The organism is Sandarakinorhabdus limnophila DSM 17366 (assembly GCF_945882885.1).
GTDB lineage: Bacteria > Pseudomonadota > Alphaproteobacteria > Sphingomonadales > Sphingomonadaceae > Sandarakinorhabdus > Sandarakinorhabdus limnophila_A.
This window is the reverse complement of record NZ_CAMCWT010000057.1, coordinates 1-13,430: the sequence shown is the minus strand read 5'-3', so window position 1 is coordinate 13,430 and position 13,430 is coordinate 1. Positions and strand designations below refer to the sequence as shown.

The following is a 13,430-nucleotide window of genomic DNA, read 5'->3' as shown; positions in this document are numbered from 1 at the left end:
TGATGCGCGCTTGGTTGATGGCGCCCGTTTCGGCAAACATCATGAAGCTGGCGGCATTTTCCAGGCCCAGCGTGGCGGTCCGGTTGGCCGAGGTGTTGACGAAGCTCTGCGCCAGCCCGCTGCCGATCAGCAGGCTGTTGTTGAGCAGGAACAGCGTGTTCATCATCGCCGTCTGCGGCACAGCGTTGACCCGGTCCCCGCCCACTGCAAACAGCGTCGCCTTGCCGGCCGGCGTGACGTTCTTCAGGCCCAGCGGCAGATCGAGAATGGCAAATTCCGGCTTCACATTGCCATCGGCGCCAAACAGGAAGGGCGAATATTCCTCCCCGTTGATCACCTGGCTCTTCAGCCGGCCACCGGTGCCGGCCCGCAGCGCCCGCGTCTGCGCTTCGGTGCGACCGTAGAGCGGCGAAAGATCGATCTCGTGGTTCGATGTCGTGCGGCGCCGGTCTTCCTTGTCATCATCATTGTGCAACATCGTGCGGATGAAGCCATCGGTGAGATATTGCGCAAAGGCCGGGAACAGACCCGTGGATTTCGGGCACAGCCGCTGGTTGGTGCCGGGCAGCCGCGCAAACAGCGCCGCGGTGGCCTGCAACGGCGGCCGGCTGGTACCGATGCCTTCGCCCGTGGGCGGCTTGGCCGGCAGCAGGCGCGCGTTGTAGGTGCGATCGGTGAGGCCCGACCAACTGATATAATCATGCTTGGTGGACCATGGGTGCGGCCGGTTGCGGCACACATTCACCGTGCGGTCGATGACAAGGCGATTGACCTCGTCATCCAGATCCAGCGCATTCAGCGCCTTGGTAATAATCGACAATAAAGACATGGCCGTAGCTCCCCCCGGAAGGATGCGACCCTGACCATGAGGCTAGCAGGTCAGCGCCCGCTTGTCATGCCGCCCTATTGGCCTTCGTTGTAGCGCGCTTCCAGGAACTTGCCCTGCACGCGCAGGCCGTCGCGGTCGCTTTCAGCCAGCATGGCCGAGGCGCGGGCCAGTTCGGCTTCCACCGTTTTCAGCCCATCAACCACCGTGGCTTCCGGCGTGCGGCCGTCATGCTCCACCAGCCCGGTGCGCTGCAGCGGCGGGATGCGGGTATAGCGGTCCACCAGTTCGGGCAGATGATTGCCAAGCAGACGGCCAATGTCCTGCGCCACCGGGTGATCGGCGGGCACGCGTGCCAATTGCTTCTCCAGCGCCGCCAGCTGCACGGCGATGCCGTCCAGCTGCGGCGCGGCGAGGCGCGGCAATTGCTTGCGCTGGCGATCGAGGAACGCCTCAGTGATGGCCGGCAGTTCTGCGGGCGGCGCCTTGTCGATATCGTCCACATCCGGCCCGCCGACGGGCAACAGCATGCCGGCAATGCCCGCCATCGGCAGCAGCAGGAACGAGACGATGAACAGCCCGATACCCATGCCGCCCGCCGTCCAGCCATAGACGATCAGTGCCGCCAGCATGGCACCAAAGGCGAGCATGCCGCGCGTGACTCTTGTGGCCATATTGGCCTTGCGCTTTTCCCAGCGCCGGCTGCGCGCCATCTGCATGGCTTCGGCCCGCGCCAGGCGGCGGCGGCGGGCTTCAGCTTCGTCGAACGGTGCGCCTGTCGCCATCTTACGTGAGCGCGGTCAGATTGTTCTGCGGGCCAGCGATCTGGGCTTCGGCCAGGCCCTGCGCGCGCGCCACATAGGCGCGGCTCTTCTCGACCTCCACCGACAGCGTGTCGACCGTGGTCTTCATCGCTTCCAGCGACTTCATCTTGAACGTGTCGATGGCATCCATCGTCTGATAGACGTTCTGGAACGCGCGCTGCAGCGTTTCCACCGGAATGGTGGAGGCGGCGGCCTGTTCGTGGATCGTCGCTGTGTTGGATTTCAGCAGTTCGCCGGTCGAATCAATGATGCCCGCCGTCGTGGTGTTGAGCTGGGTGATCTGCTCCAGCACCAGTTTCTGGTTGGTCATGGCTTCGGCCACAGTCACAGCCGTGCGTAGCGCCGCAACGGTGGTCGTGCTGGCGCGATCCACGCCCTTCATCAGCTCGACATTGTTCTTCTTGACGAGATCCAGCGCCAAGTAACCCTGTACCGACACGGCCAGCTGGGTCAGCAGATCCTGCGTGCGCTGCCGCACATAGAACAGCGCATTCTCGCGGATGGCCTTGGCCTTGGCCGGATCAACGACATCAAGTTCGGTCGCGCGCTCTTCCAATTTCTCGTCCAGCACCTTGGACATGTGGACCATCTGTTCCAGCTTGCCCATCGCGTCCCACAGCTTGGCGCGCTCGTCCTCGATGCTGATATTGTCCTTCAGCAGCTCGTCCTTGCCGCTCTTCAGCGCGCCCAGGATGGCGTTGATGTTGGTCTGCGCGCTCTTGTAGCTGTCGAAGTACGACCGCAGCTTGTTGCCACCCACCGGGATGAGGCCAAACAGCTTCTTGCGGCCGGTCAGCTTCCCGGATTTGCCGGGATCAAGATCTTCGACGATCATGCGCAGTTGCACCAAGTCGGCGCCGATGCCGGCTTCCTTGTTGAGCGCGCGCGTCGGCCGATCGAGGAAGCGGTTGGACTGGGCGGCAGCCCGCGCAATTTCGGTCGCGCCCAGATTGGCGAGCGCATCCACCTTCTTGCCAAATTCCGGGCTGGCGGCATCGGTGGCGATCAGCTCATCGATGAAGCTTTCCACCTTGGCTTCCAGCTGGGCCTTTTCCTGATCCTTCAACGGCACCAGACCGGCCGCTTTCGCAGGCGCAATGGCGCTCACCGCCACCGGGGGTTCCAGCTTGATCGCGACTTCTTCCGACATGCCTGTCCTCACCTTTTGTGGCCGCAGCTTATCAGCACCGCGACGGCCTGCCTACTGTGTTAGGATTGCGACACGCTTTTGCAAGGGGTGAGTCCCGGGAAATCGTCGTTCAATCGGGCATCAGCCCCGCCAGCGTATCATGATGGGTGCCGATGCCCTGCTCCAGCCCGCCGATCAGGATGTGATCGACCGCGCCCGACATCAGGCCCTCTTGTCCCAGCGCCGCGGCCCGGAAATCTTCGGACCCGAACACCGCGCCATCCAGCAACGCCCAGCTTTTCGCCCAGTGCCGCTCCGCCTTCTCGTCCTTGGGCGGTTCGGGGATCAGCATGAAATCCTCCACCCACGTCTCGTCCACGCCACGCGGCATCACCACCATGATGTTGATGTAATCCGGGCTGGCGACGATCACCGTGCCGGGCGTCAGCGTGTAGGTGAAGGTCATCGTGCGCCGCAGATCGCGCATGTCATCAAGGTCCATGCCCTCCAGCGCCGCCAGCCGGGCGACGGCGGAGCGCGAATGCGGCCCGATGCGATCACCCGTGGTGACGCCATCCTGGAAATAGGGCGCGATGGTGGACGCGTGCAGGCGCAGCACATGATAGCTTTCGGCAAAGGCATCCATGATCAGCTTCCAGTTCGCCGCCACCTTGTGCGTGCGCCGGGCATAAAGATGCTGATCGCCAAAACCGATGGCATCGAAATCGGCGGCGAGCGGGCCCGCCGCCAGGCTGAAATCCGGCGGCGCATCGCGATCCAGGCCCACCCAGATCAACCCGCCGGCCTCCAGGCTCGGCATCTCGACGAGATTGCGCGTATTCTTGTCCAGCCCCGCGAACGTCTCCGGCCGCGGCAGGCCTTTCAACTTGCCATCAGTGCCATAGCTCCACGCGTGATAGGGGCAGACAAGCGCGGGTGATTTCACCAGCTCGCAGCCCTCCACCAGCCGCGTGCCGCGATGCCGGCAGACATTCATGAACACCCGCGCCACACCCTTGCCGTCGCGCGATATCAGCAGCGGCAGGCCGAACCCATCATGCGGCACCGCCATGTTGGGCTGCGGCAGCAAGGCCGACGGCGCGATCACCACCGGCAGCCGCTTGAAGACATGGCTCCATTCGCGGGCGAAATGCTCGGGGCAGGTATAGGCGCTAGCCGGGATTTCCCGCATCACCCCGCTGGCCGGCTTGCCCGCCGCCGCCGGAACGCCGGCCGCCAGCGCCCGCTGGCCTGGCGTCGGGTGGCGCGGTTTGAAGGCGATATCCATGGCGCGGATGGTGACTCCGTTCCGCCGGCAGCGGAAGCTAGTTTTTCAAACCGGCCTTTTCGTAATCAATGCCGAGCTGTTCCAGGTACGACTTGTACTTCTTCGGATCGAAGTAATATTTTTCCATCTGCGGGCGCATCTTCGCCATCAGATCGGCATTGAGATGGATGGCCGGCTGATCCTCGGGGCCGAGCAGTGGCGCATAACGCTCGGTCTTGAACTGCACCTGTTGCTGCCAGGTCTTGGCGCCGGCCACCAGTTCCGGTGTCGTCATCAGATCGAGCAATGTCATTGCCGCCACCTTGGCACCAACAACGGCGCCCTTGTGGGCAATCGGCGTCGCCATCGCCGTGGCCGCCATGATGTTGTGATAGGAAATGCCAGGCACGTTGGATGGATAGACGATGGTGATGGTCGGGACCGTCCACATGATGTCGCCGATATCATCCGATCCGCCGTTGCGATCGCTATTGGGATTTTCAGGCGACCACAGTTTCGGGCCGTCGCTGGCGAGCGGCTTGTCCTTGCGGCCAAAGCCCGACAGCACGGCGCGGGCGAAATTCTGGTCGGCCGCGCTCCATTGCGGCAGGCCCACGGCTTTCATGTTGGCAAAGGCGGCTTCGGCGATCAGTTTGTTGCCATAATTGGTGGCGGCATGGCCCAGCACGCGGCGCGTGACGCTGGTTTCGGTCATCATCGCCGCGCCACCCGCAATGCGGTTGCCGGCGTCATACATGGCTTTGACCGCGGGCAGCTGCGTGTCGCGGAAATAATACCACACGCTCGCCTTGTCAGGCACGATATTGGGCTGGTTGCCGCCGCTGGTGATCACATAATGGCTGCGCTGGGTGGGCGGCAGATGCTCGCGCTTCATGTTCCAGCCGTCGTTCATCAACTCCACGGCATCCAGCGCGCTCTTGCCGTCCCATGGATTGCCGGCGGCGTGCGCGGTGAGCCCGGCAAACGTGTATTCAACGCTCAGCGAAGCGGTATAGGCCAGCGGGCCCCAGGTGGTTTCCAGCCCGTCACCCACGTGCGCGAACAGGTTGGCGTCCACATCCTTGAACATGCCGGCGCGCACATAATAGGCCTTGGTTGCCACCAGTTCCTCGGCCACGCCCGGCCACAGCATGATGCGGCCCTTGATGCCGTTCTTTTCCATCACCTGCTTGGCCGCGATGGCCGCCACGATCATCATCGGCATGCCGCTGTTGTGGCCTTCGCCATGCCCCGGCGCGCCGGCCACCAGCGGTTTGTTGCCCGGCACACCCGGCGTCTGGCTCAGCCCCAGCAGGCCATCGATATCGCTGCCCAGCGCAATCATTGGCCCGCCTTCGCCCCAAGTGGCCGTGAACGCGGTGGGGATGCCCGCCACCCCGCGCGTCACCTTGAAGCCATTCTTCTCAAGAATGCCGGTCAGATAGGCGCTGGTCCGCACTTCCTGAAAACCCGGCTCGGCAAAGCTGAACACGGAATCGATCATGTTCGCCAGTTCGCCGGCGCGGGCGTCAACGGCGGCGGCCGCTGCGTCCTTCAATGGTGCCGGCGCAGCGGCAAAGGCTGGTGCGGCAGACGCCAAAAGGCTGGCGGCGAGCAGTTTGCGGATCATGTCACTTCCCCATTTGATTGGGGGTGACGCTATCCGCCCCGCCCGCCGCCGTAAAGCTGGCGGTTACTTCCGCGCCGCAATCCAATCGTCCACCCGGCGTTCCAGGATCGAAAGCGGCTGCGAGCCCGATGCGATCAGCAGATCGTGGAAGCTCTTGATATCGAACTTCGGCCCCAGCGCCTTCTCGGCCTTGCGGCGTTCTTCCATGATCTTCAGCATGCCGATCTTGTAGCCGGTGGCCTGGCCCGGCAGCGTGATGTAGCGGCGCACTTCCGAACGCGCCATTTCGGGCGGAGCGCGGCCGGTTTCGTTGAGATACTTCACTGCCTCTTCCTCGGTCCAGCCGAGCGCGTGGATGCCGGTATCGGTCACCAGACGGGCGGCGCGGAACAGTTCGGCAACAAACGCATGAAATCGGCGGCAATGTCGGGGAAGGCCTTCCATTCGGCGCAGATGGCTTCAGCATAGAGGCCCCAACCCTCACCAAAGGCGACATAGCCGGTGACAGCGCGGAACTTCGGGCAGCCCTTCTGGCGCACCTGGATATCGCCCTGCATGTTGTGACCGGGCACCGCCTCGTGACACATCAGCGTGTAGAGCGAGGCCGGGTCCTTCTGCGTGCCAACCAGGTGCACATAGGTGCGCGCCGGGCGCTTGCCATCAGGGCTGGGGCCGCTGGCATAGGCGGCGCCGCCGGCCACTTCGCTGAACGACGGTTCGCGCACCACTTCGATGCCATAGGCCGGCAAAGTGCCGAAATACGGGCCGAGCAGGCCGCGAACATGGCCGACGAAGCGATTGGCTTCCTTCAGATAGGCTTCGCGCGACGCATCATCGAACGGCTTGGCCGGGAATTGCTGCGCGCGCTGCGCATAATAGGCGTGACGGTCCTTCACCCCGGCCTTCTGCGCCAGCGCGTCCTGCTCCGCCTCGATCCGCGCCACTTCCTTGCGGCCGATGGCGTGGATCTGATCGGCGGTCAGATCCGTCGTCGTGTTGAGCTTCAACGCCGCGGCATAATAGGCCGCGCCGTTCGGCAGGGTGACGGCACCCACCTTGCCCGACGGCGCAGTGGCCAGCGCGCCCTTGGCCCAATCGATCACCCGGCCATAGGCGGGCTTCAGATCGGCAATGGCCGTGCGGGCTTCAGCCAGCAGCGCATCGGCTTCGGCGCGCGGCAAGGTGCCGGCCGCCACCAATTTCTCGGTCTTCGCCTTCACATCGGCCCACAGCGCCGCATCCGGAGCACCAGTTCCATTGGCGCCAAAGGGCGCGCCGCTGGTCAGCTGGGTGGCGCCGGAAATGATGGATTCGATCTGGAACTTGGGCGCGCGCACCCCGGCGGCTTCGCTGGCTTTTGTGCGGGCGATGGCCATATCCAGCACCGCCGGCATGCCACGCACCCGGGCGATATAGTTTTTCAGATCCGTCGCATCGGCAACCGTGTGCGTGTTGATCAGGAAATCCGGCAACTGGCTGTGCGCCGAATAGAGCCGAGAATAAAAGGGCGGGCTGTAGACGCGATTGGCATTGCCCATCGCCGCGCGCTCGGCCTCCAGCGCCCAGATGTCGAAATTCACTTGGGCCTTGCCCGACAGCTTGGCGCGGTCGATCGTCGCCTTCATCCGCGCCGCGCTGGCCTGCCGCCACGCCACCTGGGCATCGGCTGCGGCATCGCTGGTGTCGTTCCACTTGTCCCCGCCGGCCTTGATGCCCAGCCGGGTCGCCAATTGCGGCTGCGATTTCACATATTCGGTAAACTCGGCATCCAGAAACGCTGTCAGCTTCGCGTCTTCAGCTTGGGCAACCGCAGCAACCGGCGCTTGCGCCATGGCCGGCCACACGGGCAGGGCAAGGGCGCTGAGCAGCACGGCGATACGGGTGGTGAATTTCATCGGGGGGACCCTACTCTTGGTTGCGCCGTGTCTTATGGCCCACAACGCCGGCGGGAAGCGCCAATGTTGACAGCCCTTCCCGGCGCGCGCCTTGCTGCCGCCATGGCCCACAAGCCCGCCCTCCCCGCTGCCGACGCCTTGCGCGCACTGGCTGACGCGCAAGACTGCCTGATGCTGCGCGTCACCCCCAATGCCGGCGCCGATACACTCACCGTCGCTGATGGCATCGTGCAGGTGCGGGTGACGGCCACGCCCGAGGCCGGCAAGGCGAATGCCGCCGTGCTGGCGCTACTGGCCAAGGCGCTGGGCGTGCCGAAATCCGCGCTCTCCATTGTGCGCGGCGAAACCGGGCGCGACAAGCGGGTGCGGCTGCCGCCACGCTGAAAGGCCGTCTGCCCATTGACAGGCCGGCCGCCGCCGCCATGGTGCCGGCCCATGGTCACCACGCCCAACCGCTCGCTCCTCGCTGCCATCAAACCCTATTTCGAAGCCGGCCCGCTGGGCGCGCTGGCGCTCGGCATGGCATCGGGCACGCCCTATGCGATGATCGCCGCCACGCTCACCACGCGGCTGGCGGAAAGCGGCATCGAAAAAAAATCGGTGACGGCCTTCGGGCTGGCGCTGCTGGTCTACAGCTTCAAGCCGCTGTGGGCGCCGCTGATCGATCGGGTGCGCATCCCCGTGCTGGCCAATCTCATCGGCCAGCGCCGGGCCTGGCTGGTCGTCTCGATCATCATGGCCAGTGCCGCCATCACCTGGCTCGGGCTGCTCGATCCCACCGCCGATCTGGCGCTGTTTGCCGCCGCTGCTGTTGCCGTGGGCTTTGCTGGCGCAACGCTGGATATCGTGATTGACGCCATCCGCATCGAATGGCTGCGGGTGGACCAAATGGGGGCAGGCTCTGGCATGACCCAATATGGCTGGCGCATGGGCAGTTATCTGGCGGGCGCCGGGGCGCTGCTGCTGGCGGCGGGCGGCAGCTGGGCGCTGGCCTATGCGTCGGCGGTGTTGCTGTTTGCGCCGTCGTTGATCGCCGCTGCCGTGCTGGGCGAACCGCAACGCCCGCCGGCGCTGCAATCGGGCAAGGGGCTGAGCGCGGCCATCACGGACAGCATCATCGCGCCGCTGGCAGATTTTCTCACCCGCAAAGGTGCCTGGATCGTGCTGGCCTTCGTGCTGGTCCACAAGATCGGCGATACCGTCTGCCAGCTATCGGTGCGGCTGTTCTACAATGATCTGGGCTTCACCAAGGAAGAAGTCGCCTTCTATGATGTGTCGCTGGGCCTGTTCGGCTATCTGGCCGGCGTATTTCTGGGCGGCCTGATCTACAAGCGTGTCGGGCTGGCAGGATCGGTGTTCCTGTCGCTTATCCTGATGGGCGTATCCAACGCCGCTTATGCCGGGCTCGCCATTAGCGGCCACGATGTGTGGGCGCTGGCGCTGGTGCAGGGCTTTGAAAATCTCGCCAGCGGCATCGGCGGCGTCACCGTGGGGGCCTGGCTGGCGCTGCTGTGTGACCGCCGCTTTACGGCCACGCAGTTCGCGCTGTTGTCCTCCGCCGCCGCCATCCTGGGCCGCGCCTTTTCATCGGGCACGGCCGGAGCGCTGATCGAAAGCCTGGGCTATGTCGATTTCTACTGGCTCACCACGGTGCTGGCGCTTCCCGGCGTGCTGATCTTCCTGTGGCTATGGCGCGCCGGGCTGGTGGTGGCCGATGACACGGTTGAGACTGCAACAGGCGCGTAACTCAGCCGCAACGCGCCTGTCATCGCGCAGCCACACCATTGTCATGCAGCTGCGCTATCGTCCACCGAACCAGTGGAGCCGATGATGACCCTTGCCCTCGCGCGTGCCACCGAACTGCCCGCCGCCCTGCTCGCCCACGCCGCGCCGATCCACCGGGCTGGCCTGCTGGAAGTGCGGCTTGCCGCCAGCGAAGCCGAAATCATCGCCGCCCAGGCGCTTCGCTACGCCATTTTCTATGATGAAATGGGCGCGCTGCCGACGCCGGCGATGGCCCGCGCCCACCGCGACATCGATGCCTATGACATGGTGTGCGATCATCTGCTGGTGATCGATCATGCCAATGCGCTGCGCCCGCGCGTTGTCGGCACCTATCGGCTGCTGCGGCAGGACGTGGCAATGGCCAACGGCGGCTTCTATTCGGCGGGCGAGTTCGACCTGTCCGCCCTGATCGCCCAATCGGCGCCGGGTCGGCAACTGCTCGAACTGGGCCGCAGCTGCGTCGCGCCGGAATGGCGGACCAGCGCCACCATTTCGCTGCTGTGGCGCGGCATTGCCACTTATCTGGCCCAGCACGGCATCGGCCATCTGTTTGGCTGCGCTTCGCTGCACGGCGCCGATGAAACGCTTCACCTGGCCGAACTGTCGTGGCTGTATCACAACCATCTCGCGCCGCCGTCGCTGCGGGCCAGCGCGCTGCCGCCGCACCGGGTGGAGATGAACCGGCTCGACGCCGCCGCCATCGACGGCCGCGCCGCTTCCCGCGCGCTGCCGCCGCTGCTGAAGGGCTATCTGCGCGTTGGCGCCATGGTGGGTGATGGCGGCTTCGTCGATCGTCAGTTCAACACGGTGGATGTGTTCGTGGTGATGCCGGTTGATCGCATTACCAGCCGCTATGCCGAACGCTTTGGCGCCGCCAACGATTGAGAGTTTCGCAGCGGCCTCGCCTGCGCTAGCCATGGCGCATGCGCTGGCGCTTTCCCCTTCTGGCTGTGGCGGCCCTCGCCGGCATCGCGGCGGCTGACCCGGCCACCCCGCCGCCCGAAGCCGCCATCCCCGCCGGCCCCGATGGCGATGCCATCAGGCGCGGGCTGGACATCATCACTGATACGCGCGCTGCCGCACCCCAATATGCCGGCAATGACCTGAGGTGCGCCAATTGCCACCTCGATGCCGGTCGCACCGCCGGCGCTGCGCCCTTGTGGGCCGCGTTTGGCAATTTCCCGGTTTGGCGCGAGAAGAACAAACGCATGAACAGCTTTGAAAAGCGCGTGCAGGATTGTTTCATCTATTCGATCAACGGCACACCGCCGCCTCTGGGCGGGGAGGTGCTGCTGGCGGTGAGCGCCTATGCCGGCTGGCTGGCGCAAGGCCAGCGCATCGGCGTCTCGCCACCGGGCCGCGGCTTCCCCGCCATCGCGGCGCCCGCGTTGCCGCCCAATGATGCGCGCGGAAAGGCCGTTTTTTCCGAAGTCTGCGCCGCCTGCCATGGCGAAGACGGGCAGGGCCTCAAGGATGGCGACACCATCATCAACCCGCCGCTGTGGGGGCCGGCCAGCTACAACTGGGGCGCCGGCATGGCGCAGGTGGACAAGGCCGCCGCCTTCATTCGCGCCAACATGCCGGTGGGCAATGCCGGCACGCTCTCCATCCAGCAGGCCTGGGATGTCGCCTGGTATATCGACGGCCAGACCCGCCCGCAGGACCCGCGCTTTGCCGGAAACCTGCCCGCCACCCGCGCTGAACATCACAACCGACCATGGAGCCGCTACGCCACCAAAGTCGCCGGCCAGACACTGGGCGACCCTGCCATCACCCCGCCGCACCACGTGCCGCCGGACCATGAATTCTGAGGAGCCGTCCATGTCCACCCCGCTTCGCATCGATTTCGTCTCCGATATCGTCTGCCCCTGGTGCGTCATCGGCCTCAAAAGCCTGGAACAGGCGCTGGCCGAACTGGGCGACGACGTGACGGCGGACTGGCACTTCCACCCGTTCGAACTCAACCCGCACATGTTGCCCGAAGGCGAAAACAGCGCCGAGCATATCCAGCGCAAATATGGCCGCCCGCCGGAAGAAGGCGCCGCCGCACGCAGCACGATCAAGACGATGGGCGAAAACCTCGGCTTCACCTTCAAGGGCGGGCCGGATTCGATGATCTGGAACACCTTCGATTGCCACCGCCTGCTGCACTGGGCCGAAAGGGCCGGGAAGGCCCACGCCCTGAAAATTGCCCTGTTCGAAGCCCATTTCACCCGCGCTGAACCGCTCAACGACGCCGAAACCCTGATCCACGCCGCTGTCTCCGCCGGCCTCGATGCCAACGCCGCCCGCGACGTGCTGGAAAGCGACCGCTACGCCGACGACGTTCGCGCCGCCGAAGCCTGGTGGCGCGACGAGCAGGACATCACCGCCGTGCCGGCCATCATCTTCAACGGCAAATACGCCATCATGGGCGGCCAGCCACCGGCGACCTTCGTAAAGGTGATCCGGCGAATTGTGGCTGGCGAAGTCTAAAGGGCCTCCGGCGTGCAGGGCCGCAGACCCTGCACGCGTTCGAACCAGTGCAGCCCGAATTCAGCATGACGCCCGTCGGGAAATGGAGGCGAAGCCAAATCAAACGGGTGCAGGGACTAAGTCCCTGCCCGCCGGAGGCCCACTTACTCCTTACGGCGCGCTGCGCACCTCAACCGGCAGCCCCAGCGCCTTGAGCTGCGGCTCCACCTTGGCGCGATCGCCCACCACGATCCACAACAGCTTGTCCGTATCGAACAGCTGCACCGCGCGGTTCAGATCGGCCGTGGTCAGCGCGCCCAGGCGGCGGGCGGAGGTGACGTAATAATCGTCCGGCCGGCCGAGGATCTGGTTGCGTTCCATGGCGGAGAGGAAGGCGGTGCCGCGTTCGAATTCGCCGGGCAGCGCCAGCACGGAGTTGGCAATGCTGCGATTGCGTTCTTCGGCGGTGATCGGTTTGCCCGCCTTGATGGCGGCGATATCGGCTTGAATCGCCTTCATGCTGTCGGCGGTACGGTCAGTCTGGACCGGAGCATAGACGAGGCTGGTCAGCTGCCCCTTGCCGTCGGTCAGGCCAGCATAGGCACCATAGGCCCAGTTCTTTTCCTCGCGGATATCGGTGGTGATGCGGCTGGTGGAAAGCCCGCCCAGCACATCAATGGCGGCGCGTTCGGCGATCAGATCCTGCATGCCGGTGATAGGCAGCATCGCGCCTGCCAGTATCAGGCTTTGCGGGCTGTTGGGCCGGTCCACCAGGATGATGCGGGCCGCTTGCGGCGGCGGCGCGGCGGCGGCGGTGATCGTGCCGGCCGGGGTGGCGGCATCGGCGCGCCAGTTGCCGAAGGCGGTGTCCAGCTGCGGCTTCAGTTCGGCGGCCGTGATGTCCCCCACCACGAACAGCGTGCCGCGATCGGGGCGGATCCAGCGCTTGTGCCAGGCCACCAGCGCATCGCGTGTGATGGCCTTCAGGCTGTCGGCCGTCCCCAGCCCGCTCGGCGGCGCGCCATAGGGGTGATCGGGGCCATAGAGCGCAGGCGAAAGGATGCGCTGGGCGTTGCCAATCGGATTGCTGGCCTCCTGCTGCAGGGCGGTGAGCATCTGGCCGCGCACCCGCTCGATCTCGGCCGGCGGATAATCCGGCCGCTGCACGATATCGGCATACAGCGCGAGCGATGCGCCGAGGTTGGATTTCAGCGCATCAAGGGAGATCCGCGTGCGGTCCATGCCCGGCGAGGCACCGATGCCGGCGCCCAGCCGTTCGCGCAGTTCGGCAATGTCGGTGCCGCTGCGGCCGGCGGCGCCTTCGTCCATCAGGTTCAACGCCATCGACTGGATGCCGAGCGACCCGCGCTCATCGGCCGCTCGGCCGCCTTCCACGCTGAGCAGCATGCGCACCAGCGGCACCGTGGTGCGCCGCGCCAGTTCCACCTTCAGGCCATTTGCCAGGGTGAAGCGCTCGATCGCCGGCCATTGCAGCAGCGGCGGTTGGCCCACGGCGGGTTCGGCCATGCGGGCCGGGCCGATGGCGGGCGGGGAGCTGGCGGCCACCTTGGGCGGCGGCGGCACCTCTTCGGCGGCCGGCCGTTCGCCGGGCAGTACGGT

11 protein-coding genes and 1 pseudogene are annotated in these 13,430 nt (G+C 65.5%); 5 read left to right on the top strand and 7 right to left on the bottom strand.

All coding sequences use genetic code 11. The annotated features are described in order from the left end of the window. The 6 genes and pseudogenes from Q7O19_RS11315 to Q7O19_RS11290 all read right to left on the bottom strand — a co-directional run. Nucleotides 1-829: peroxidase family protein (locus Q7O19_RS11315; RefSeq protein WP_303810625.1), on the bottom strand; the 829-nt coding region annotated here is incomplete at its 3' end. A gap of 74 nt (nt 830-903) precedes the next feature. After that, nucleotides 904-1,611 (bottom strand): hypothetical protein, encoded by a 708-nt coding sequence (locus Q7O19_RS11310; protein ID WP_303810624.1) that lies wholly within the window; start codon nt 1,609-1,611, stop codon nt 904-906. A 1-nt stretch (nt 1,612) separates the two neighbouring features. Then, on the bottom strand, nt 1,613-2,800 hold the full coding sequence (locus Q7O19_RS11305) for a toxic anion resistance protein (RefSeq protein WP_303810623.1): 1,188 nt from the start codon (nt 2,798-2,800) through the stop codon (nt 1,613-1,615). A 109-nt stretch (nt 2,801-2,909) separates the two neighbouring features. Beyond that, on the bottom strand, nt 2,910-4,067 hold the full coding sequence (locus Q7O19_RS11300; RefSeq protein WP_303810622.1) for an aromatic ring-hydroxylating dioxygenase subunit alpha: 1,158 nt from the start codon (nt 4,065-4,067) through the stop codon (nt 2,910-2,912). Between the two features lie 37 nt (nt 4,068-4,104). Continuing rightward, on the bottom strand, nt 4,105-5,676 hold the full coding sequence (locus Q7O19_RS11295; RefSeq protein ID WP_303810621.1) for an amidohydrolase: 1,572 nt from the start codon (nt 5,674-5,676) through the stop codon (nt 4,105-4,107). Between the two features lie 63 nt (nt 5,677-5,739). Next, nucleotides 5,740-7,508: pseudogene (locus Q7O19_RS11290) on the bottom strand (DUF885 family protein). A 126-nt stretch (nt 7,509-7,634) separates the two neighbouring features. Between Q7O19_RS11290 and Q7O19_RS11285 the strand changes: the two are divergent. The 5 genes from Q7O19_RS11285 (at nt 7,635) to Q7O19_RS11265 (ending at nt 11,831) form a co-directional block, all read left to right on the top strand. Further along, on the top strand, nt 7,635-7,955 hold the full coding sequence (locus tag Q7O19_RS11285) for a DUF167 domain-containing protein (RefSeq protein ID WP_303810620.1): 321 nt from the start codon (nt 7,635-7,637) through the stop codon (nt 7,953-7,955). 51 nt (nt 7,956-8,006) lie between these two features. Continuing rightward, nucleotides 8,007-9,317, top strand: a complete 1,311-nt coding sequence (locus tag Q7O19_RS11280; RefSeq protein WP_303810619.1) for an MFS transporter — start codon at nt 8,007-8,009, stop codon at nt 9,315-9,317. Nucleotides 9,318-9,401: 84 nt separating this feature from the next. Beyond that, nucleotides 9,402-10,241, top strand: a complete 840-nt coding sequence (locus Q7O19_RS11275; protein WP_303810618.1) for a GNAT family N-acetyltransferase — start codon at nt 9,402-9,404, stop codon at nt 10,239-10,241. A 38-nt stretch (nt 10,242-10,279) separates the two neighbouring features. Beyond that, nucleotides 10,280-11,167 (top strand): c-type cytochrome, encoded by an 888-nt coding sequence (locus tag Q7O19_RS11270; RefSeq protein ID WP_303810617.1) that lies wholly within the window; start codon nt 10,280-10,282, stop codon nt 11,165-11,167. A 10-nt stretch (nt 11,168-11,177) separates the two neighbouring features. Continuing rightward, nucleotides 11,178-11,831, top strand: coding sequence for a DsbA family oxidoreductase (locus Q7O19_RS11265; RefSeq protein ID WP_303810616.1), 654 nt, complete (start codon nt 11,178-11,180; stop codon nt 11,829-11,831). A 150-nt stretch (nt 11,832-11,981) separates the two neighbouring features. On the opposite strand, the gene Q7O19_RS11260 is transcribed toward Q7O19_RS11265, so the two are convergent. Next, on the bottom strand, nt 11,982-13,430 hold a 1,449-nt coding region (locus Q7O19_RS11260; protein ID WP_303810615.1), incomplete at its 5' end, for a pitrilysin family protein.